Source organism: Parabacteroides sp. AF19-14 (assembly GCF_003635485.1).
Classification (GTDB): domain Bacteria; phylum Bacteroidota; class Bacteroidia; order Bacteroidales; family Tannerellaceae; genus Parabacteroides; species Parabacteroides distasonis.
In genome coordinates this window covers 1-23074 of sequence record NZ_QTMJ01000004.1, presented here as the reverse complement: position 1 = coordinate 23074, position 23074 = coordinate 1, and the positions used below count along the sequence as shown (strand labels likewise).

24 protein-coding genes are annotated in these 23074 nt (G+C 45.2%); 20 read left to right on the top strand and 4 right to left on the bottom strand.

Annotated features, from left to right (window positions below; translation table 11 throughout):
- Nucleotides 1–83: 83 nt before the first annotated feature.
- Together DWX33_RS05065 and DWX33_RS05060 are read left to right on the top strand one after the other, a co-directional pair.
- Nucleotides 84–1427 (top strand): gliding motility-associated C-terminal domain-containing protein, encoded by a 1344-nt coding sequence (locus tag DWX33_RS05065; RefSeq protein ID WP_005857391.1) that lies wholly within the window; start codon nt 84–86, stop codon nt 1425–1427.
- Entirely contained in the window at nt 1402–2385 is a 984-nt protein-coding gene (locus DWX33_RS05060) for a lytic transglycosylase domain-containing protein (protein ID WP_005857389.1), read from the top strand. Before DWX33_RS05065 ends, DWX33_RS05060 begins: the two co-directional genes overlap by 26 nt.
- 110 nt (nt 2386–2495) lie before the next feature.
- Here DWX33_RS05060 and glsA read toward each other — a convergent pair whose 3' ends face one another.
- Nucleotides 2496–3461: a glutaminase A gene (gene glsA, locus DWX33_RS05055; RefSeq protein WP_005857387.1), complete on the bottom strand. Its 966-nt coding sequence runs from the start codon at nt 3459–3461 to the stop codon at nt 2496–2498.
- Between the two features lie 75 nt (nt 3462–3536).
- Nucleotides 3537–4976, bottom strand: coding sequence for a glutamate decarboxylase (locus tag DWX33_RS05050; protein WP_005857385.1), 1440 nt, complete (start codon nt 4974–4976; stop codon nt 3537–3539).
- 222 nt (nt 4977–5198) lie between these two features.
- On the opposite strand from DWX33_RS05050, the gene DWX33_RS05045 reads away from it, so the two are divergent.
- The 3 genes from DWX33_RS05045 to DWX33_RS22485 are packed head-to-tail and all read left to right on the top strand — an operon-like array spanning nt 5199 to nt 7558.
- The gene (locus tag DWX33_RS05045; protein ID WP_122379945.1) at nt 5199–6425 is read left to right on the top strand and encodes an MFS transporter; all 1227 of its coding nucleotides are present in this window, start codon (nt 5199–5201) and stop codon (nt 6423–6425) included.
- A 32-nt stretch (nt 6426–6457) separates the two neighbouring features.
- Nucleotides 6458–7372 carry a DMT family transporter gene (locus tag DWX33_RS05040; protein WP_005857381.1) on the top strand — a complete coding sequence of 305 codons (915 nt, stop codon included), beginning with the start codon at nt 6458–6460 and terminating at the stop codon, nt 7370–7372.
- A 33-nt stretch (nt 7373–7405) separates the two neighbouring features.
- A complete protein-coding gene (locus DWX33_RS22485) occupies nt 7406–7558 on the top strand; it encodes a hypothetical protein (protein ID WP_199713264.1) in 153 nt (50 codons plus the stop codon).
- A 51-nt stretch (nt 7559–7609) separates the two neighbouring features.
- Here the strand turns inward: DWX33_RS22485 and DWX33_RS05035 are convergent, their stop codons facing one another.
- The gene (locus DWX33_RS05035) at nt 7610–8116 is read right to left on the bottom strand and encodes a GNAT family N-acetyltransferase (RefSeq protein ID WP_005862768.1); all 507 of its coding nucleotides are present in this window, start codon (nt 8114–8116) and stop codon (nt 7610–7612) included.
- A gap of 196 nt (nt 8117–8312) precedes the next feature.
- Here DWX33_RS05035 and DWX33_RS05030 point away from each other — a divergent pair, with 196 nt between their 5' ends.
- From DWX33_RS05030 to DWX33_RS04960, 15 genes are all read left to right on the top strand, one after another.
- On the top strand, nt 8313–8903 hold the full coding sequence (locus DWX33_RS05030) for a hypothetical protein (protein WP_005857375.1): 591 nt from the start codon (nt 8313–8315) through the stop codon (nt 8901–8903).
- A gap of 1 nt (nt 8904) precedes the next feature.
- A complete protein-coding gene (locus tag DWX33_RS05025) occupies nt 8905–9783 on the top strand; it encodes a DUF2764 domain-containing protein (RefSeq protein ID WP_057326507.1) in 879 nt (292 codons plus the stop codon).
- 3 nt (nt 9784–9786) lie between these two features.
- Nucleotides 9787–11544 carry a V-type ATP synthase subunit A gene (locus DWX33_RS05020; protein ID WP_057326508.1) on the top strand — a complete coding sequence of 586 codons (1758 nt, stop codon included), beginning with the start codon at nt 9787–9789 and terminating at the stop codon, nt 11542–11544.
- A gap of 7 nt (nt 11545–11551) precedes the next feature.
- Nucleotides 11552–12868, top strand: coding sequence for a V-type ATP synthase subunit B (locus DWX33_RS05015; RefSeq protein WP_005857368.1), 1317 nt, complete (start codon nt 11552–11554; stop codon nt 12866–12868).
- Nucleotides 12869–12879: 11 nt separating this feature from the next.
- A complete protein-coding gene (locus tag DWX33_RS05010; RefSeq protein WP_005857366.1) occupies nt 12880–13503 on the top strand; it encodes a V-type ATP synthase subunit D in 624 nt (207 codons plus the stop codon).
- On the top strand, nt 13500–15320 hold the full coding sequence (locus DWX33_RS05005; protein WP_005857364.1) for a V-type ATP synthase subunit I: 1821 nt from the start codon (nt 13500–13502) through the stop codon (nt 15318–15320). Before DWX33_RS05010 ends, DWX33_RS05005 begins: the two co-directional genes overlap by 4 nt.
- Nucleotides 15321–15374: 54 nt before the next feature.
- On the top strand, nt 15375–15830 hold the full coding sequence (locus DWX33_RS05000) for a hypothetical protein (protein WP_005857362.1): 456 nt from the start codon (nt 15375–15377) through the stop codon (nt 15828–15830).
- A gap of 160 nt (nt 15831–15990) precedes the next feature.
- The gene (locus DWX33_RS04995; RefSeq protein WP_005857360.1) at nt 15991–16356 is read left to right on the top strand and encodes a BlaI/MecI/CopY family transcriptional regulator; all 366 of its coding nucleotides are present in this window, start codon (nt 15991–15993) and stop codon (nt 16354–16356) included.
- A gap of 8 nt (nt 16357–16364) precedes the next feature.
- Nucleotides 16365–17834 carry a M56 family metallopeptidase gene (locus DWX33_RS04990; protein ID WP_057326509.1) on the top strand — a complete coding sequence of 490 codons (1470 nt, stop codon included), beginning with the start codon at nt 16365–16367 and terminating at the stop codon, nt 17832–17834.
- 107 nt (nt 17835–17941) lie between these two features.
- Nucleotides 17942–18874, top strand: a complete 933-nt coding sequence (locus DWX33_RS04985) for a site-specific integrase (RefSeq protein WP_005857356.1) — start codon at nt 17942–17944, stop codon at nt 18872–18874.
- A 520-nt stretch (nt 18875–19394) separates the two neighbouring features.
- Nucleotides 19395–20501 (top strand): transcription termination/antitermination protein NusG, encoded by a 1107-nt coding sequence (locus tag DWX33_RS04980; protein ID WP_122379944.1) that lies wholly within the window; start codon nt 19395–19397, stop codon nt 20499–20501.
- 35 nt (nt 20502–20536) lie between these two features.
- A complete protein-coding gene (locus tag DWX33_RS04975) occupies nt 20537–20944 on the top strand; it encodes a hypothetical protein (RefSeq protein ID WP_122379943.1) in 408 nt (135 codons plus the stop codon).
- A 5-nt stretch (nt 20945–20949) separates the two neighbouring features.
- On the top strand, nt 20950–22086 hold the full coding sequence (locus DWX33_RS04970; RefSeq protein ID WP_122380044.1) for an MraY family glycosyltransferase: 1137 nt from the start codon (nt 20950–20952) through the stop codon (nt 22084–22086).
- A gap of 69 nt (nt 22087–22155) precedes the next feature.
- Complete coding sequence (locus DWX33_RS04965; protein ID WP_121962974.1) at nt 22156–22449, top strand: nucleotidyltransferase family protein; 294 nt, start codon at nt 22156–22158, stop codon at nt 22447–22449.
- Nucleotides 22442–22816, top strand: a complete 375-nt coding sequence (locus DWX33_RS04960; RefSeq protein WP_044546756.1) for a DUF86 domain-containing protein — start codon at nt 22442–22444, stop codon at nt 22814–22816. Before DWX33_RS04965 ends, DWX33_RS04960 begins: the two co-directional genes overlap by 8 nt.
- A 1-nt stretch (nt 22817) precedes the next feature.
- Here DWX33_RS04960 and DWX33_RS04955 read toward each other — a convergent pair.
- Nucleotides 22818–23074: N-acetylmuramoyl-L-alanine amidase (locus DWX33_RS04955; protein WP_199713262.1), on the bottom strand; the 257-nt coding region annotated here is incomplete at its 5' end.

The window sequence follows — 23074 nt, the reverse complement described above, 5'->3', positions numbered from 1 at the left end:
GACAAAGATAGTGAATTTTGCTTATCATGCTACGTATGTCCTTTTATTTCCCTAATTTTGGAACCGTAATTTTTAGACTATATATGCTAAAGAAGGAATTAAGAAAGATACTGTTATCGCTAAGTTTTGTGTTTGTAGCGGCTGTCTCGTGTGCCCAGTATGTGGTGACGGGAGGAAGTGGTAGCCCGATGAAAGCCACGCAGAGTTCCGGCGATTCCGCCGAGCGACTTGAGGTCTACTTGGTGTATGGAATGGATAACGTGACGATTAGTTATACCTCATCATCTTCTTCTTCGCATCAATGGTATCGTTATAAAACCAAGCGATTGGAGGCCGAGAAGGTGGCCTCCACCCAAAATGGAACTACTTCCACCATTCGGAATGTAGAGGAGGGATATGGCTATTTTGTCGAGGAAGGAGCCGTATCTCGTTACGTCTGGATCGTTGATTACAGCAAATACACCTTAAACATATCCAACCTGCATGTCTCCGATAATAGCGATCCATGTAGCGGATTGGTCTTGGCTGGGACAGGTACGATCCAACCTATTTATTATTATTGGCCGAATACGGGAACAAGACGTGAACTGTCTCGCCAATTTGATGTTATTTATAATACATTGGAATATAATTCGGATAAAAAAGAATATACCTCTAAACAAGAGACGGCGGTCATCGAGGGCAATTTGTTCGGTAAATCCATTCCCGCTCCTTGGTGTGATACGGAGATCTGTGTGAAAGGCGATTATTTCGCTCGTCATTTTGGAAAGGAGGTTACGCTTTGTATCGATGAATATCAGGCCGCTGCGGTAGATGCTCATATAGACACGTTGCTGATTGAGCAAGAGGCCCCGAATATGAATACGACGAAGAGCGGTTATTGCGCTCCCGCCACTGTTCAATTTTCGGCTATCGCGAATACGCCGACAGCCGCCCTGTTTAATTGGAAAATCTATCGGCAAGGGGAAGAAGATAATCCGGTTGTTCGTTTTACGGGTGAGGAGGTGGATTATACGTTCAACCAATCCGGGACTTTTATCATCAAGTTGGAAGTAAGCGACCAAAGCACTACTTGCAGCACGGAAGATGAGGTTCAGATTGATATCTCGGAGTCTTATCTGATGATACCGAACGCATTCTCCCCGGGTACCACGCCCGGAATTAATGATGAGTTCCGGGTTGCCTATAAGTCGTTGGTGAAATTTAAGGCATGGATATTTAATCGCTGGGGCCTACAGATGTATTACTGGACAGATCCGGCCCAAGGATGGGATGGAAAGAAGGGCGGTAAATACGTTCAGCCGGGTGTGTATTTTTATGTGATAGAAGCCGAAGGTTCCGATGGCATTAAGTACAAGGAAAAAGGCGATATAAACATTCTTAGACCTAAAACAATTCAAGATGAAAATGAGAATATCCAAGAATAATTTAGCTAGTTTTTTATGTGGAGGCGTCGTTTGCTTGACCGCATGTATCTCGATGAGTTCGAATGACGTGGAAAAAGTGATAGAGAGCCGTCCGGTTGTCTCGTCCATGACCCTGTCTCCGGATGTTCCGTCCTCGGTTCCTTTTTGTGGGAAACTAATCGATATTACCCGCTATGATATGCGGGAAGCCTATGACCGTGAATTGAGTAGCTTTACTTATTTCCATTCTACGACGATGCTTCTGATCAAGCGGGCGAACCGTTATTTCCCGGTGATCGAGCCGATCTTGAAGGCGAACGGCATTCCCGATGATTTCAAATATCTAGCGGTGATAGAAAGCCATTTGGACCCCCGTGTATCCTCTCCGGCTCGTGCTGTCGGGATGTGGCAATTACTGGAGGGCACGGCAAGGGAGTATGGTTTGACAATCACCCCGACGGTCGACGAGCGTTGCCATGTGGAGAAAGCTACTGGGGCCGCTTGCCGCTATTTGAAAGCCGCCTATAAGAAATATGGAGATTGGGCGGCGGTAGCCGCTTCTTATAATGGCGGCATGGGACGTATATCCGGTGAGCTGGTCAAACAAGATGCGGATTCCTCCTTTGATCTCTGGCTGGTGGAGGAGACTACCCGTTATATTTATCGAATCATGGCGATCAAGCAAATTTTCGAGAATCCGTCGAAATACGGTTTTGTGCTTCGTGCCCGTGACCTGTATAAGCCGATCCCTACCGTAGACGTGGCTGTAAGCCAAGATATACAGAATCTGTCGGCCTTCGCTAAAGAGCATGGGATCACTTATGCGGACTTGAAACGTTTTAATCCTTGGCTCCGTGATCGGAAGTTGGTGACAGGTGGGAAGACCTATAAATTAAGCATTCCTCAAGAAAAGGATATGTATTATAAGACCCCGAATACGGAAGTATACGATTCGGCTTGGGTCGTGTCGGAGAATTGATCCGATTTTTATTGATACAAAAAATAAAGTGTTTCATTTAGATGGTATAACAGCCCATCGTAATGAAACACTTTTTCTATACTACTTCTCGTTTAAACTGATTCTGTCTATTAGTCAACGATCGTCACACGGTGACCGTTGAACACGTTCAATCCGAGTTTATTCATTACATACTTAATAGCAAGCTGTGCCTTTACAGAGTTACCAGCTTGGTCAATAGGAGGAGCGAATGCGGAAATACCGAATTGTCCGGGAAGTACACCCATGACACCACCGCCTACACCAGTTTTTGCGGGAATACCGGAAGTGTACAACCAATCACCGGTGTGTTCATAAAAACCTACGGTAGAGATCATGGAAGTGATCTTCGGAGATAACTCTGCATCGAATACTTGTTTCTTTGTCACAGGATTAAGACCTAAATTTGCGACCGTAGCGGCAGCGACAGATAGTTGCTTAGCCGTGATACCCAAAGAACATTGGCGGGTATACAGATCCAAAGACATATCCGGATCGTCATAAATGCGATTGTAATTCTTTAGCAACCAAGCGATGGAGCGGTTATTGAAGTTCGTTGCGGACTCGGATTTGTAGAGTTCGTCGATCAACTGCGGTGCGCTTCCGCATAAATCCGTGATATTGGCTACGATAGCATCCCACTTCTGTTTGGAATCACCGACAGGCTTCACCATACTACAAGCCGTGATAGCGCCGGCATTTACCAATGGGGTAGAAGGATGGTCGTTTTCCAATAGGATAGCGATGATGGAGTTAAATGGCAATCCGGTAGCGTCGGCACCAATTTTCTCCAATAATTCTTTCGCTCCGTATTGGCGCAGTACCAAGATAGCGGTGTGTACTTTCGATACGGATTCGATACCGAAACGATATTCGGAATCCCCCACCTCGATGGTTTGTCCGTTTAAAAGGCAAATACTGATTCCGAATAGATTTTTATTGATATTCGCCAGATAAGGAATGTAATCGGCATTCTTACCATCCGTATTTGTCTTGTAAAGATCGTAAGCCTGTTGAGCTACTTCCTTTATTTGGGCGATCGTTATTTTTTTGTCCATATATGAATTGGATTAAAGAAGGCGTGTATGAAAACACTGATAGTCCTTTCATGCACGCCTTGATGAATTTTGTTTTTATTTCTTAGCGTTGCTCATTGCGGTGTGAGTAAATACCTTACCCTTAACCGGAACGTTCTTGTCTTGAGCGATGCGAGTAGGAGTCGGATATTCAAGTTTCTCCAATGCCTCTACAGCGTTCTTGATATCACCTAATAACATATCGGCCATATCACGGCTGAAACCTTGACGAACTACGACACGCATAACCACGTAGTTATCCAGCTTCTTCGGTAGTGTATACGCTGGAACCATCCAACCGCTTTGTTGCAATTTATCTTGCAAATCGTAAAGTGTCCATTTGGCGTTCTTAGCGTAATCCGGTTTCATGTACCAAATAAACAATGGATTCACAACCTCGTTGCTGTAATTAACGAATGGGGCCATCTTACCGATTTCTTGGTGGATGTATTTCGTGATTTCCATACTGTTATATTGGATTTGTTTGTAGCCCTCGAATCCGAGACGAATAAACTGATAGTATTGTCCGAGGATTTGTGCGGCAGGACGAGAGAAGTTCAAACCAACCTGAGTGATATTCGCTCCAAGATAGTTTACGCTGAATGCCATTTCTTCCGGCAAATATTTCTTGTCTTTCCAAACAACCCAACCCAATCCCGGGTAAACCAATCCGAATTTATGTCCGGATGTGCTGATAGAAAGAACCCATTTCAAACGGAAGTCCCATTTTGTCTCCGGGCTTAAGAACGGAAGGATAAAACCACCGCTGGCGGCATCTACGTGGATAGGTATATCATAACCGGTCTTGGCATTGTATGCGTCGAGCGCTTTGTCCAAGGCTTCTACGTCATCGTTCAGTCCTGTCCATGTTACACCTTGGATAGGAACGATACAAATCGTGTTCTCGTCACACATCTTAAGCGCTTCTTCCGGATCAAGTGTCGTCTTGTCTAAAGTCAAGGGAACTTCACGCATTTCGATTTGCCATAGCTGGGCGAATTTCTCCCATACGACTTGGAAGCCAGTAGAGATCACGAAATTAGGCTTGTCAGTTGGTTTACCTTGTGCTTGTCTCTTTTTGCGCCAACGTAACCAAGCGGCTACACCACCTAGCATACAAGCCTCTGAAGAACCGATAGCCAAGGCTCCGGTTTTCCATTTTTCTTGCTCGGGAGAATTCCAAAGACTCGCCATGATATTAATACATTTGGCGTTCATAACAGCGATTCTCGGATACTCTGTTTCGTCAATATAGTTGATGTTGATAGCTTCGTTCATCAATTTTGTCGCGTACTCGTCCATATACGTAGTAACGAATGTAGCTAGGTTCAAGCGAGGCTGTGTTTGTGCGAAAGTCTCGTCTTTAACCATTTGATAAGCGATCTCCGGGGTTGTAGGGCCATCAGGAATCTTATCTACTGGAGAGGGTGTCAACATCACTTCTGAGCCAAAAATCGCTGTTTTGGCATCGCCATTTCTGAAATTTGAGTCTTTCATTTTTCTTTAGTTTTTTTGTTAATAAAATGATTTGAGTCAATGGAATACTGCTTCCACTGAGCGTTTATGCCAAAACAGATTATGGATTGGAATGTTTTTTGGATTTACATTATTTGGGGTTTATTAGCGATACAAGTCCAGTCCTCTTGGAAAGAGCGAAAATGATGAACTTTCACATAAAATGTTTGTTTTGATTAGATAAAAACGTAAAACTAAATCTTTATGAGAATACAGACAGGCCGGGGCACAATTCCCCTTATAACTCTGGTAGGGATATGGTCTATCTCCGCTTTAAATGCATTACCGGGTTTAGCGGTTTCTCCGATATTAGGGAAACTTTCCGTTATTTTTCCTCATTCTACGGAACTGGATATTCAGATGCTTTCCTCTTTGCCATCGTTATTGATAATTCCATTTATTATATTGTCGGGTAAATTAACGGAGAAAGTAAATGAGATACGTCTATTGCAATTAGGCTTGGTGATCTTTGCCCTAAGTGGTATTCTATACTTACTCTCTAATAAGATGTGGCAGTTGATAGCGGTGAGCGCCTTAATGGGAATCGGATCTGGCTTGATCGTACCCTTATCGACCGGTTTGATTTCTCGTTTCTTTATCGGGAAATACCGGACGAAGCAATTTGGTTTAAGTTCTGCTATTACAAATGTAACGTTGGTATTAGCCACGATCTTAACGGGATATCTGGCGGAGGTGAATTGGCATTTACCGTTTGCCGTTTATCTATTACCCTTGATTTCCATCGTACTTTCCGTATACTTGAAAAGGAGTATGGAGAATGAGCCGGCGATCGTATCGAAATCAGAAGTGAAAGCCCCTGTTGCGGCAGATCCCGTCACGGTTCCGGGTAAATATGGTGTGGATATAAAGCATCTGGTACAAATCATGTGTTTTTATGGATTGGCTACGTATTTAGTGATTATAGTCAGCTTTAACTTACCGTTTTTAATGAAGGAATATAAGTTTACAAGCGGTAATTCCGGATTAATGATTTCATTGTTTTTCTTGGCTATTATGGCTCCCGGTTTTATCTTGAATCAGATCGTTGATTTATTTAAGCAAAAGACAAAATTTGTCAGTCTATTGGCGATCGCTTTAGGGATGGCCTTGATTTTGATATCTCGTACGGAATGGCTAATTGGATTGGGATGTGTTTTTATCGGTTTCGGATATGGTGTTATCCAGCCAATTGCTTATGATAAAACGACTCGTACGGCCATTCCTGAGAAAGTTACATTGGCATTAGCTTTCGTGATGGCGATGAATTATTTGGCGATATTACTTTGTCCGTTTATTATCGATTTCTTCCAGTCTATGCTCCATGTCAAGAGCCAGCAATTCGCGTTTATTTTTAATCTCTGTATTGCGCTGGTCGCAACGATCTGGGCTTATGTAAAACGAGACTCGTTCCTTTTCAACGGTAAAATATGATTTACGAATATAAAACTAAAAAACGATAGACAGTGAAAAATAAGAAAACAGAAGCTAATATTAGCATGGTGGTCTCAAAAACTTTCAGTGGATTGAATATGAACGCCTTGAAATACTTGCTTCCCTTATGGATGAGCCCGTTGACGGGCGCTTCTTTCCGATGCGTGTTTGCGGCCGTGGCGTTTTGGGTGATTGGCTGGTTTATGAAACCGGAGGTTTCTACGACGAAAGATAAGGTGTGGCTATTTTTACTAGGCGCTATCGGTATCTATGGTTTTATGTTTCTTTATTTAGTGGGGCTTAGTAAGACAACGCCGGTCTCGAGTTCTATTTTCACGAGCTTGCAACCGATCTGGGTATTTTTGATTATGGTATTCTTTTATAAGGAAAAGGCTACTTGGATGAAAATACTCGGTATCTTGATTGGTTTATCCGGGGCCTTGGTTTGCATCTTGACCCAGCAAAGCGACGATTTAGCGGCGGACGCTTTTAATGGAAATATGCTATGTCTGGCTAGCTCCGTGTTTTATGCCGTGTATCTGGTATTAAGCCAGCGGATCTTACAAAAAGTAGGGACGATGACGATGCTTCGATATACATTCACGGGCGCCGCTTTCTCCAGTCTATTGATTTTGCCGATAGAAGGCTTTCATGCTCCTTTATTCTCGGAGCCATTTCATTGGTGGCCTTTTGCCGTATTGATGTTTGTGCTTATTTTCCCTACGGTAATTAGTTATCTGTTGATTCCTATCGGATTGAAGTATTTGAAAACTACGTTGGTGGCTATTTATGGCTATCTGATCTTGATCGTGGCAACGATTACATCCCTATTGATCGGGCAAGACCGTTTCAGTTGGACACAGACGTTCGCCATTATCTGTATTTGCGCCGGGGTTTATCTGGTTGAGATAGCGGAAGGAAAAGAGAAAAAGACAGTCAAGGTTTGACTTATTAAATATGAACTATTAAATTGTAGCGTTATGGATAAAAAACAAGAAAAGAAAATCTGGAACTCTCAACTTGCGATTGAGAATCCGAAGAATGATAGGATCGCTGTTATTTACTCTGTAAAAGTTAGGAGTGTACGAATCCTAGAGAAACCTCGTAATCCGAAAAGAGGGAAGACCCGTTGACAATCATCATCCCCTATTCTATATATAAATATATGAATAGGGGATGACTGTCTATTTATTCTCCACTTCCATGCTCATGATATAATCGTTCATGAAATAGCCGTTTCCTATATGATGGTCCCGTGTGCCTATTTCCCGTAATCCCATATGTCTGTAGAAGCCTATGGCGGGATTGTAACGGTTTACGTATAATTCTATAGTGAAAGGCCCGGTATGTACCTCCTTCAAATAGTTAATACCTTGCTCGATGATAAAACGCCCGATTCCTGTGCCATGCATTTCCGGTAGGGAATAGATCTTTTGAAAATTGTACGTGTTTTCACCTGTTTTCTCTATGGATAAATAGCCTGCCGGCATATCGTCCGCCAATATAATAAAATATTGATGATGTAACTCTTCCATTTGTTTAAGAATGTTATCCGGAGCATACATCATATCGAACATATAATCCAATTGCTCTTTAGAAAGTATCTTTCCATACGTGTTCTCCCAAATGCGTGAGGCAAGGTCATGAATAAGAGAACGATCATCAATAGTTGCTTTTCTAATCGTAAACATGTTAATTTTGTATTTTGACTCACAAAGATACAAATAGACGAACAAAAATACAATATAGACGAATGTAAATAGAATTTTACTTGACTAGTGTTATTTTTTAGTTTGATTTCACACTTATTTTGATGTTAATCCGCGAAAAATAATAACTTTGTGGGCGTTTACTATTGAAAAATACAATTCAAATACATAATAGGAAATGGATACAAAGATTCAGGAACTAACAGACAAGATCTACAAGGAAGGTGTAGAGAAGGGGAACGAAGAAGCGGGGCGTATAATCGCCGAGGCCAATGCTCAAAAGGATACGATTCTTAAAGATGCGGAAGCGGAAGCGAAACGTATCGTAGCGGCTGCCGAGAAACAAGCTGCCGAGTTGAAGAAGAATACGGAAGCCGAATTGAAATTGTTCGCCACCCAGTCTGTCGAGGCGTTAAAGAGCGAGGTGACAAACCTTATCACTGGTGATATCGCTAGTTCGAATGTGAAAGCGGCGTTGATGGATCCCGCCTATATGCAGAAAGTGATCCTTGAGCTTGTGAAAAGCTGGCCCGCTAATGAGTTCTTGACTATCCAAGCTTCTGATTCTGATGGCTTGAAGGCGTATTTTGAGGCCAATGCCAAAGGCTTGCTAGAGAAAGGGTATAAGATCGAGAAGGTAAGCGGAAAGAAAGCGTCTTTCTCTATTATCCCGGCGGATGGGTCTTATAAAGTGACGTTTGGCGAAGACGAGTTCATCGAGTTCTTTAAAGAGTTCTTGCGTCCGCAATTAGTAGAAATGCTGTTCTGATATGAGTAAGTATTACTACTTAATCTCCGGACTTCCTAACATAGCGTTGGATGATAGTAAACTAGCCTATTCGGTCTGTGAGTTCCGGACGGAAATAGAGGAAATGCTATCTTCTAAGGATAAAAAGCTGATTGATTTATTTTATTTGAAATATGATAATATAAATCTGCTGGCTCACGCTAAAAGACCGGACTCCGATCCGGATCAAAGAGGAAGAATAACGTATGATGAGTTCAATACTTTATATAAAGCGTTGAAGGATGAGGAAAAAATTCCCAAAAATGATAATCTCCCGCCTTATTTCGTGGACTTTTTTAAACTGTATCTAGCCGAAGAGGCTAAGGACACCAAAAGTGAGAAAGAATATATATCATGGGAAGACCGCTTGGCTGCGTTATATTATGAATATGCCATGAAATGTGGGAATAAGTTCGTGGCCGATTGGTTCGAGCTTAACTTGAATATCAACAATGTTCTTACTGCGATCACTTGCCGTAAATATGGATTTGATAAGGCCAATTATATCGTGGGGCATAATGAGATAGCGGAAAATATCCGTACGTCGAACGCCCGTGATTTCGGCTTGGGCGATTCCGTGGAATATTTGCCCGAGTTACAACGCATCGCCGAAGAGACCGATCTGATCGTTCGTGAGAAGAAAATCGATCTTTTGAAATGGAAATGGCTGGACGATAATACCTTCTTCAAGACGTTCGACATAGAGAGTGTATTCGCTTATTTATTGAAATTGGAGATGATAGAGCGCTGGGTAACCTTGGATAAGGCGAGAGGCGAGAAGACTTTCCGTGAATTGGTAGGCGCCATGAAGATGGGTAGTGAGAATGCGTTGGAAGAATTTAAAAGAAACAATATAAAATAAATTATGGCTACGAAAGGAATTGTAAAAGGAATCGTATCCAACCTAGTAACCGTAGAGGTGGATGGTCCGGTTTCTCAGAATGAGATCTGTTACATTTCTGTCGGAGGCGTGAAGCTGATGTCGGAAGTAATCAAGGTGATAGGTAAGAATGCCTTTGTACAAGTATTTGAGAGCACACGTGGTATGCGTGTCGGTGACGAGGCTGAATTCCAAGGGCATATGTTGGAAGTTACGCTGGGTCCGGGTATGTTGTCCCGCAACTATGACGGTTTACAGAATGACTTGGACAAGATGGAAGGTGTATTCTTGAAACGTGGCGATTATACGTTTGCGTTGGACAATGATAAGAAGTGGGATTTCAAGCCTCTGGCTAAAGCGGGCGATACCGTGAGCGCCGGTGATTGGCTGGGAGAGGTGGACGAGAATTTCCAACCTCATAAGATTATGGTCCCCTTTAAGTTCGAGGGATCTTATACTGTGAAATCGGTGGTTCCAGCCGGACAATATACCATCAATGATACGATGGCTATCCTTACGGACGAAAATGGCACGGACGTAAACGTGACGATGATCCAGAAATGGCCGGTAAAGAAAGCTATCACTTGTTATAAGGAAAAGCCCCGTCCATTCAAATTGCTGGAGACGGGCGTTCGTACGATCGATACCGTGAACCCGATCGTTGAGGGTGGTACCGGATTTATCCCCGGTCCGTTCGGTACGGGCAAGACGGTGCTTCAGCACGCTATCTCTAAACAAGCGGAAGCGGATATCGTGATTATCGCCGCCTGCGGTGAGCGTGCGAATGAAGTAGTGGAGGTATTTACGGAGTTCCCGGAATTGGTAGACCCGCATACGGGACGTAAATTGATGGAACGTACGATCATTATCGCCAATACATCCAACATGCCGGTAGCCGCTCGTGAGGCATCCGTATATACGGCGATGACCATCGCCGAGTATTATCGCAGCATGGGCTTGAAGGTTCTGTTGATGGCCGACTCTACTTCCCGCTGGGCACAGGCTTTGCGTGAGATGTCCAACCGTTTGGAGGAGTTGCCCGGACCGGATGCCTTCCCGATGGACTTGTCCGCTATCGTGGCGAACTTCTACGCTCGTGCGGGATTCGTTCATTTGAATAACAACGCTACAGGCTCCGTCACTTTCATCGGTACGGTATCGCCAGCCGGTGGTAACTTGAAGGAGCCGGTGACCGAGAATACGAAGAAGGTGGCCCGTTGTTTCTATGCCTTGGAGCAGGAGCGTGCCGACCGTAAACGTTATCCGGCCGTAAACCCGATCGAGAGTTATTCCAAGTATATCGAGTATCCGGAGTTTCAGGAATACATCGCTAAACATATCTCCCCGGAATGGATCGAGAAAGTAAACGAGATCAAGACCCGTATGTTGCGTGGTAAGGAGATCTCCGAGCAAATCAATATCTTGGGTGATGATGGTGTGCCTGTCGAGTATCACGTTACATTCTGGAAGTCCGAGTTGATCGACTTCGTGATCTTGCAACAGGATGCTTTCGATGCCATTGATGCGGTTACTCCGTTGCAACGTCAGGAATTCATGCTGGATAGAGTCGTGAATGTTTGCCGTTCAGAGTTTAAGTTTGATAACTTCCTTGAGGTTATGGACTACTTTAAGAAGATGATCAACATCTTTAAGCAGATGAACTATTCGGAATATGAGAGTGACCAATTCAAGAAGTTTAATACGGAACTGGATGAACTTTTGAAGGAGAGAATCGAAAATTAAAAGAGTTATGGCAACAAAAGCATTTCAAAAAATATATACGAAGATTACCCAGATTACAAAAGCTACCTGTTCGCTGAAAGCAACGGGAGTTGGGTATGATGAGTTGGCCTCTGTAGACGGAAAGCTGGCTCAGGTGGTAAAGATTATCGGTGACGAGGTGACGTTGCAGGTATTCTCCGGAACGGAAGGTATCCGTACGAATGCCGAGGTGGTATTCATGGGGAAGGCCCCTTCCTTGAAAGTAGGTGACCAGTTAGCCGGACGTTTCTTCAACGCTTATGGCGAGCCTATCGATGGCGGCCCGATCCCCGAGGGACGTGAGGTCGAGATCGGTGGTCCGTCCGTGAACCCGGTACGTCGTAAACAACCCTCTGAATTAATCGCTACGGGTATCGCCGGTATCGACTTGAATAATACCTTGGTAACCGGTCAGAAGATCCCGTTCTTCGCCGACCCCGACCAGCCTTTCAACCAAGTTATGGCGATGGTAGCCTTGCGTGCGAAGTCCGATAAGATTATCTTGGGAGGTATGGGTATGACGAACGACGACTACCTGTTCTTTAAGAATACATTTAGTAACGCCGGTGCCCTAGACCGTATCGTTAGTTTTATCAACACGACCGAGGACCCGTCCGTAGAGCGTATCTTGATCCCGGATATGGCGTTGAGCGCCGCTGAGTATTTCGCCGTGGAGAAGAATGAGAAGGTCTTGGTATTGCTTACCGATATGACCAACTACGCCGATGCCTTGGCGATCGTATCAAACCGTATGGACCAGATCCCGTCTAAGGACTCTATGCCGGGTTCCTTGTATTCGGATTTGGCGAAGATTTACGAGAAAGCCGTTCAATTCCCGGCGGGAGGTTCTATCACGATTATCGCCGTAACGACCTTATCCGGTGGTGATATCACGCATGCCGTACCTGATAATACGGGTTATATCACGGAAGGTCAGTTGTATTTGCGTCGTGATAGCGATGTGGGTAAGGTCATCGTCGATCCGTTCCGAAGCTTGTCTCGTTTGAAACAGCTGGTAACCGGAAAGAAGACCCGTGAGGATCATCCACAGGTAATGAACGCCGCCGTACGTTTGTATGCCGATGCCGCCAACGCTAAGACCAAGCTGGAGAATGGTTTCGACTTGACCGACTACGACAACCGTACCTTGTCTTTCGCCAAGGATTATTCTTCTAAGCTGTTGGCTATCGACGTAAACTTGGATACGACAGAGATGCTGGACGTAGCTTGGGGATTGTTCGCTAGATATTTCAGCCCGGAGGAGGTAAATATCAAACAAGGATTGGTTGATAAGTACTGGAAGTAAATTAAATAAACATGGCAATAAAGTTTCAATATAATAAAACCTCTCTTCAGCAATTGGAAAAGCAACTGAAGATGCGTGAACGCTCCCTGCCTACGATCAAGAGCAAGGAGAGCGCCCTGCGTATCGAGGTGAAGCGGACCAAGGACGAAGTGAATAAATTGGAACTTCAGCTAGAACGAGAGATTCAGAGTTACGAGAATATGGTGGCTTTGTGGAACGAGTTCAATCCGGAGCTGATCTCCGTGAAGGACGTTACGCTCTCCACGAAGAAGATCGCCGGCGTGATCGTCCCGTTATTGGACGAGATCAAGTTCGAGATCGGACACTATAGTCTCTTTAATGCCCCCGCATGGTATACGGATGGTATCGAGTTGCTGAAAAAGCTGGCTCGTACCGGTATCGAGGCGGAGTTCTCGGGCATGAAGCTGGAGTTGTTGGAGCATGCTAGGAAAAAGACCACTCAGAAGGTGAACCTGTTTGAGAAGGTACAGATTCCGGGTTATAAGGATGCGATCCGTAAGGTGAAACGGTTTATGGAAGACGAGGAGAGTCTTTCTAAGTCCTCACAGAAGATCATGAGAGCCAATCAGGAGAAACGTAAGGCAAAAGAAGAAAAAGAGGAGGCCGAGGTATGATAGTAAAGATGAGTAAATATGCCTTTATGGTGTACCATAAGGAGTATGATACGTTCCTTTCTACGCTTCGTGACTTAGGTGTCGTCCATATCAAGGAGACAAACTCCGTGATGGATAACGAGAGGTTGCAAGAGCTTCTGGCTGAGCGTAAACAGATCAATACGCTGATGCGTTACTTTAAGAACCTCCATGCGGCGGAGAAAGACGTTAAGTTTGCCCCGGCCCGTGAGTTGACGAAAGAGGAAGGCTTGAAGTTGGTGCGTAAGATAGAGGAATTGCAAGATAAGAAAGCGCAATTGATCGCTTCCAAGCAATCGATCGAGAAGGATCTGGCTTATATGGAAATATGGGGTGAGTTCAGTTATCAGAATATCAACCGTCTGAAAAGAGCGGGATACGATGTTACGTTCTTTACCTGTCCTACCGCTAAGTACGAGCCGGAATGGGGCGTGCTGTATAACGCCATTCTGATCAATAACTTCCAATCGGTAACGTATTTTATCACGATTACCAAGGAAGGTACCTTGATCGATATAGACGCTGAACGTCCGAAGATGCCGGTTCAAGGATTGGCGAAGTTGCGTGCCCGTCTGGATCAACGTACCAAGGATATCCAGAATGTGGAGGATGAGCTAAAACATCGTGCCGTGGAGGATTATAAGACGTTGGAGGAATTCGATAAGAACCTGCAGGACGAGTTTAATCTTTCTAATGCGTTAGTGCAGACAGACCGGCAAGCGGGTGATAAGCTCATGCTGTTGGAAGGTTGGGTGCCGACGGAAAACGCTCCGGCCTTGGAGCACGAGCTGGATAAGCAAGGTTATTTCTTCCAGCAATTAGAGATCGAGGATGGGGATAAGGTGCCTATCAAGTTACGGAATAATAAATTCAGTAAGCTGTACGAGCCTATCACGAAGATGTTCTCCTTGCCTAATTACGGTGAACTTGATCCGACCCCGTTGTTCGCCCCGTTCTTTATGCTGTTCTTCGGACTTTGTTTCGGCGATGGCGGATACGGTTTGCTGGTCATGATCGCTTGTACGATCTTGAAGAAGAAGGTGAACCCGGATTTCAAGCCTTATTTGACCTTGTTCCAGTATTTAGGTTTCGCCGCCTTATTGGTGGGTACTTGTACGGGATCTTTCTTCGGAGTGGCCTTGGCGGATATCCCGGCTTTGTCAAAGATCAAGAACTACTTTGTGAATAGCGACAACTTGATGACATTCTCTATTGTCATCGGTTTGGTACAGATCATATTCGGTAAATGTGTCGCTGCTTACAAGATCAAGATACAGAAAGGAACGAAACACAGTATCGCTCCGTTCGCTTGGGTGTTCGTGATCATATCCTTGGCATTGGCGTTCGGACTTCCAATGTTGAACGTTCACTTGCCGAACGCTGTCGTTATGGTATGTTACGGAATCGCCATCTTGGGTCTGGTTGTCGCTTATTTGTACAATACACCGGGCAAGAACGTATTCTTGAACTTTGGTACCGGACTTTGGAACACGTACAATATGGCCTCCGGATTGCTGGGGGATACGTTATCATACATTCGTTTGTTCGCTATCGGTCTGACCGGTTCCATCTTGGGTGGCGTATTTAATACGTTGGCGGTTACGATGACAGACGGTATGAATATCGTGGCACGTGCGATCTGTATGTTGTTGATCTTGTTAGTGGGTCACTCCATCAATATCGCTCTTTGTACGATCAGCTCCTTGGTACACCCGCTTCGTTTGATCTTCGTGGAATATTACAAGAACGCAGAGTTCGAAGGTGGAGGTAAGGCTTATGAGCCATTCAGAAAAGCATAACAATTAAACGAGAAAATAAAACAATAAAAGAATAATTTAAAAACACATTTTATTATGGAACCAATTTTATTAGCTTATGTAGGTATTGCGTTGATGACAGGTTTAACTTTTATCGGCAGTAGTTATGGTGTTACGATCGCAGGTAATGCGGTGGTAGGTGCGATGAAGAAAAATCCGGATGCTCTGGGTACGTACATCGCTTTAAGTGCGTTGCCTTCTTCACAGGGTTTGTATGGATTCGTGGGCTACTTTATGATGCAGAAGTTCTTGGTCGCTGATATTTCCATGTTGGCCGCTACGGCTGTTTTCGGCGCTGGTTTAGTGTTAGGTTTCGCTGGTTTTTACTCTTCAATCCGCCAAGCTCAAGTTTGCGCGAATGGTATCGCTGGTGTTGGTGCCGGACACAACGTATTCGGTGCTACGATGGTAATGGCCGTATTCCCTGAGTTATACGCTATCTTGGCCTTATTGGTTGTGATCTTGATTGGCGGAACGATTCCTGTCGCCTAATCATTCAAACATCTGGATATAATAAAGGCCGTCCCGGACATTCCTGGGGCGGCTTTTTTGATTGGATCAATGAATAAACTATCTCTTTTAGTTTATTAACTATACGAATTAGTTTGGTAACTAAAAGTTTTAGTTACTTTGTCGCAAACAAGATAAGGTTATGAAACGACTTACGGCGAAAGAAGAAGAAATCATGGGCTGGTTCTGGCAGAAAGGCCCATTGTTCGTGAAGGAGCTACTTGAATATTACGAGGAGCCTAAACCTCATTTCAATACCCTTTCTACGATTGTCCGAGGCTTGGAGGAGAAAGGTTTCCTCGCCCATAAGAATTTCGGGAATAGCTATCAATATTATGCGGTCTTAACAGAAAAGGAGTATAGCAACGGTACGTTGAAAAATGTGATCGCTAAGTATTTCAATAATTCTTATCTGGGGGTTGTCTCTACGCTGATCAAGGAAGAGGATATCTCTGTGGATGATCTGCGAAAACTAATAGATGATGTAGAACAAGGGAATCGTAAATAAGAACGAATATGGGAATCTTCTTTGTATATATCCTTAAATCATCCGTGTGCTTGACGATATTTTATCTGTTTTATAAGCTATTGTTGAGCCGTGATACCTTCCATCGTTTCAACCGGATCGCTTTATTAAGCTTGATCATGCTTTCGGTTATCATCCCATTTTGTGAGATTACTTTGGAGGAAGCGACGGCCATTCAGCGTCCGGTCATGGATTTGGAGAATTTGCTAGCGGCGGTTTCCATGAGAACGTCGGCAGAATCCGCTAGCCAACCTGTATGGTTACGAGTTATGGTGATAGCCTATATAATCGGAGGGATATTAACGCTTTGTCAATTCGCATATTCATTTTATGCCTTGTTTCGGTTGATGAGACAAGGTACACCGAAGCTGGTGGACGGAATCCATCTGATTCTTACGGACCAACCAGTCGTCCCGTTCAGTTGGATGCGAACGATCGTAATAAGCCGGAAGGATTTTGAGGAAAGTGGGATAGAGATCATGACGCATGAGATGGCGCATATAAAAGCCCGTCATTCCATTGATCTGCTGATCTCCGAGATTTGTATCCTGTTCCATTGGTTCAACCCATCTGTCTGGTTGTTGAGGCAGGAATTACAAAATATCCATGAATACGAGGCCGACGAGAGCGTATTAAATCAAGGCGTCGACGCAAAAAGATATCAATTATTATTAATCAAAAAAGCTGTTGGTGCACAGCGCTTCACTTCTATGGCCAACAGCTTTAATCACAGTTCACTTAAAAAGCGAATAGCTATGATGTTAAAACAAAAATCAAGTCCATGGGCACGGTTGAAGTATCTGTATGTACTCCCGTTGGCAGCCTTAACGGTGGTAGCCTTTGCCCGTCCGGAAATCTCTCACGAATTGGAGAAGATTTCGAGTGTCAAAATTAGCGAAATTATTCCGGTTCAGGAAAAAAAAGAGCCTAAAACAAATGTAGAGGTTGAGACCCTCGCAAGGGATTCGGTCATTTCTGAAAAAGATATGCAAGCGATACAGGAAAAGGTCTCGGCCGTGATGGAGAAATACCAGCCGGAGATTGACAAGGCGGTCGAAGAGGCTGTGAAAGCGGCGAATATCGACGAGATCGTTTCTGCGGAAATGGCGAAACACCAAGTTGAGATCGACAAGGCTGTGCAAGCGGCGATAGAGGCAGCCAAGATAGATGAGACTATTGCCGCCGAAATGGAGAAGATCCAACCGGAGATCAACCGAACCATAGAGGAGGCCATGAAAGCCATAGATATCAATGAGAAGGCTGTTAAGGAGGCATCAAAGGTAAAATCCTCTTTCTCCGGTATTGTTTACATCGATGGAGTGGAATCATCTAAAGAGAGGATGGACAATTTGAATCCCGATCATATTGCGTCTATGAATGTGTACAAAGGAAACGAGGCGATCGCTAAATTTGGAGAGAAAGGTCGTAATGGTGTTATCGAGATAAAATTGAAGAAATAACTTTAGTCTTCCCCCTTTACTATTCTCATTCGTGAGATAGGGTAAAGGGGATCTCTTTTTAAATACATTTGTTCATTCATTTACAAAACAGTATTTAAAATAGGGATATGGATGAGAAAGGATTTGTAGAAGGTATGAGGGAGTATATAGCCCAGTTGAATCGAGAAAAGCGATATTCCTCGGCTAAGAGTTATCAAGACGCATTAAACTCCTTTATAAGGTATAGCGGAACCGACTGTATAGCTTACTCGGCTATTAATAAGGATAATCTTCGCCGGTACGAGGCTTATTTATTGGAGAACGGCTGTATGCGCAATACGATTTCCACTTATATGCGGCGTTTGCGTTGTATCTATAACAAAGCGGTGGAGAACGGTAAGGCGGAATTTATTCCCACTTTATTCAAGGGGATTTTTACGGGTGTGGAAAGTAAGCGTAAGAAGTCCTTGCCTATCGAGGATTTACACCGTCTGATGACAGTCCCGGTGGAGGATGGGAAGCAGAGAAAGACACAGTTGGCGCTTTGCTTGATGTTTCTGTTTGGGGGTATGTCTTTCGTTGACTTTGCCCACTTGAAGACCGGTAATATCAAAAACGGTATATTAGATTACAACCGTCAGAAGACCGGGACACCGATGAGACTGGAGATCTTGGAGACAGCCGAGACAATGTATAAGGAATTGTCAGGAGAGAAAGTGCGAGATTCCGGATATTTATTTCCCTTTCTGAGTGGCACCAGAGAGGGGCGTGAGGAATACCTCGAATACAATGCGGCACTATTTCGATTTAACCGGAATTTAAAAGCGTTGAAAGAATTTGCGGGAATTACCTCGGATGTCACCTCTTATACGATTCGCCATTCTTTTGCCATGACATTAAAAGAACAAAATGTCCCGATTGAAATGATCAGCGAACTATTGGGGCATAAATCTATCAAGACAACACAAATTTATTTAAGGAGTTTCTCTTTAGGGAAAATGACGGAGGTTAATAGCGCCTGCTTTGGCGGTGTCTATAATTATGAATCTCAAGCGGGGTGAGGCTACTTGGAGAGTAGCGTATTCTTTCACGGCGCAAATGTAATAAAAAATAGCTAAAAACAAGCGAATAGATCCGCTTGTTTGTTCATTATTGGTGTTTGACCCTCTCTATTCTTTGATTTTTCCATTTTTTCCTAGACGTATAGACACGGTGATGCGGGCGAAACGACTCCTTGTTTTCGGTATCATTCCGCCATGTCTCATAACCTGTGTGTATCCCTGTAGAGATGGGGCGTGCCCCGTCTCATCCCTTCAAAATGGTATTTAAAGTTACTCCCAGACGGTGGGAGACGGAGCACGCTCCGTCTCTACAACCGGGTAATAACCATTCTCCTACCTTTTTACGCTACTCTCCAAGTAGCCTAAGATTTCGAGAGATGGTAATTTTCAGTAATGCCATATTTGAAAATATAAAACGCTGTTTATCAAGATGATATAAATGATTCTTGGTAGGGCTCTGAATTGCCATGGGGTCTGTTTTCGGGCCATGGGATAACCACTAGAAAAGATAATCATAGAGATGGATATATTGACAAGCAAGTGCTCGGATAGGTTCATGGCGCATGTTCGTAAGCGACGTGATCAAGAGGTCGTCCGCTGGTACGTGCTCACGCTTCCTACCGCCGGTGGCGGGCGTGACAAGATCAGCCCCTCGAAGGGACTGGACGCTGAGCTTTCCCGCCGCGAGCGTCGTGGGGAGGCCTTGTTCGAGTATTTCTCCCCCTCGTATGTCGAGGCGAGGAAGGTGGGCGGCAAGATGGTCAACACGAAACGGCCCCTGCTGTACAACTACGTGTTCATCCACGCCTCGGAGAACGAGATCTTTAGTCTGAAGCGTACGCTTCCCCTGTACAATTTCCTACCCCGGGTTTCCTCGGGTGGACAGTCTTACTTTCCCTACCTCTCGGATCGTGAGATGGAGACCTTACGTTGGGTCGCGGCGTCTTACTCCAACGAGCTTCCGGTGTACGTGCCTGATAGCGGCCACCTGTTGAAAGGCGACCGTGTGCGTATCACCTCCGGCCCGTTTGCCGACATGGAGGCGGAGGTGGTGGTACAGCCGGGCGGTGGCCATAAGGACGTGATGGTGCGTATCCTCGATTGCATGTGGGTTCCCTTGTTCGAGGTGAGAGCTGGGGAGTATGAGTTGATCGAGCTGAACACGGGGGGCAAGCACGTCTATACCCATTTGGACAACGACCGTCTGTCGGAAGGCTTGCACGGGGCCTTGGGGCGTTACCATTCGTCCGGCAGCGTAGTGGAGGAGGATACCTGTCTGGCCCGTGAGGTCCTGCGTGGCTACGCCTCTCTCCGTGCTGAGACCGACGTGATCCGTTGCAAGCTTTACTCTTTGCTCCTTCCTGCCTATAAGCTTTTGGGCGAGTCGGATGAGTTCGATCGTTTGCGCCCCACGATGCGCAGCATGCTCCCCGTGATAAAAGCGCCGCAATCCCGTGCCTTGTTGCTGGTCACGCTGTACAGCTGTACGGACAGCAGCCTCTATCAGCGCATGGCGCACGAGTTGGTTGACCCTTGGATGGAGGAGGCCTCGCCCAAGAAGAGCAAGTCCGTGTTGATACGTCGTTTACGTGATTACGACCGTTGGCTCGGACACGGGATCAGTTGATAAGTAAAAGTTGCGCATAGCGATAAATGAAAGATATGAGAAAAGAGAGAGAGACGTGCGAGGTTCCTTCCGGCCTCCGGTTGATGAACCTGTTGCGTGAGCATTTGACAGAGATCATGGATCGTGAGCGTGCGAACCAAAACTCAATACACCTGTATTGCACGGGTCCCTACTGGGTAGCGTTCGAGTGTTCGGCCTATCAGTTGTATCGTGCGTTTCCGGATAGCGAGACCATGCCGTTGCGCCTGTTCGCCTACCCGTTCCCGATCGTGATGGTGTCCGTTACGGATCGCTCGCTCCGTTCGTACGCCCGCAAACATATCTTGAGAAGAGACGAGTCGGATTACAAGCTATTGACCGTCCCCGTGCTTCCCTTGGCGGACTACTGTGAATGGCATGCCGGCGAGGTGGAGGGATTGCCTTTATTAAGTGAGAGCGTATGAGTGTGATGCAAATACCATTATTATTACTGTCCGGATTTTTGACCTCCGTGTTTTTTGGCATGGTTATCATCCCTAGGATCTTGGTGATCTCCCACAAGAAACGCCTGTATGATATTCCGGACTCCCGTAAGGTACATACGACCCCTGTTCCCCGTTTGGGCGGATTGTCGTTCTTTCCGGTTATCCTGATGTCTATGGCCTTGGTGATGGGCTTTCGCCTTTACCTGTGGTCGTCCGATGTGTCGAGTCTCTCGCTGGGTATGCTCCATGAGTATCTTTTCCTGTTCGTGGGCATGACGCTGCTTTACTTGGTGGGGGTTTGCGACGATTTGGTCGGGGTGGGTTACCGTTACAAGTTCGTCGTGCAGGTGGTGTCGGCTCTTCTGTTGGTGTTGTCCGGCAACTGGTTCGACTCGTTGGGTGGCCTGTTCGGGATTTATACTGTCCCGGCGTTGCTGGGTGTTCCGGTCACGGTCTTCGCCGTGGTCTATGTGACGAACGCCATCAACCTGATCGATGGAATTGACGGCTTGGCCTCCGGCCTGTGTTGCATCGCTTTGTCTGTCTTGAGCGTGGTCTTTTCCACCCAAGGCCAGTATATTTATGCCCTGCTAGCGCTCTGTACGCTTGGAGTCTTGGTGCCTTTTTGGTGCTACAACGTTTATGGCAACGCAAAACGTGGCCATAAACTCTTCATGGGCGACGCTGGTAGTTTGACACTAGGTTACGTGATCAGTTTCTTGATCATCCACCTATGCGTGTCGAACGGCTCGTCTCCGGATCGCTCGAATCCCTATCTGGTGATCGCCTTCTCTACGGTGTTGGTACCGTTGTTGGACGTGATCCGTGTAGTCCTGCACCGTCTTCGTGAGCACAAGAACCCTTTTTTACCGGACAAGAACCATTTCCATCATAAGTTGTTGCGTACGGGCATGCGAGTTCGCATGGTGATGGTGACGATCCTGTGTGTATCGGTCTTCTTTATTGCGTTGAACTTGCTGTTGGCCAAGCGTATGAATGTTACCTACCTCTTGCTTTTCAACCTCTTCCTGTGGTCTCTTCTTCATCTGTCGATTAACAGGCTTATCTCCCGGAACCGGGAACAACGGGAGAAGGAGGAAACGTCCGATAAGAAATTCTGATAGCTCTTCTGCGGTTTTCTTGTAAGGATGACAAATAAAGCTTATATTTGGCTCATTAAAGCATCGCTTATGAAGACAAAGGCCGAATATATACGATTGCTGCGTCAGTATATGACGGAGAATGCCTCCAAATACGGCATTTCCCGTATGGGGATATTTGGCTCTGTCGCCCGTGGCGAGAACACGGAGCAGAGTGATATCGATGTTTACGTGGAGGGAAATCTCCATGGTTTCTTTGCGTTGTCTGGAATAAAGGCTGATTTGGAAGAGCTCTTGGGATGTCCGGTTGACATTGTCCGTCTACGGGAAAGAATGGATACCTTTTTCAAGGATCGCATATTAAGTGAAGGAATCTATGTTTGAACGACTAATAGCTTATCATATACTCGAATTGCTGAAAAAATCGTTGGAGGAAATTATCCAGCGAAGCGAGAGGATACGGTTTGCGGATGACTTCCTCTCCTCGAATGAGGGGGTGATCTTGCTGGATAGCATTTGCATGAAATTATCGGCTGTCGGCGAGAGCGTAAAGAATTTGGATAAGATAACTAAGCGAGAGTTTCTCTCTAATTACCCTGAGATACCTTGGAAAAATGTGATGGGAGTCAGGGATGTTATCGTACATCATTACTTCGAGGTGGATGCGGAAGAAATTTTTCGTATCTGTAAAGAGGATGTTCCACCTCTTTTGGATACGATTAATAGAATGCTTCTCGATCTTCATCAGTAGATTATAGCTCCCTATACTCCTCCCTTGCGTCAAAGCAGGGGCAAGCCTTGTGTATATAAGGGCTTAATTGATAATGTCCAAGGATGCGTGCCTCCGGATAGTCCCTTTTTAATTGCCGTAACAAGTCCATCAAGGTACAGCGCTGGGCATAGGTCCGGGTATCGGCCGGACGGCCTTGTTCGTCGAGTCCACCCTCATAGCATATACCGATACTGTGGTCGTTCCATCCGGCTGCGTGCGCCCCGATCTGGTTGACCG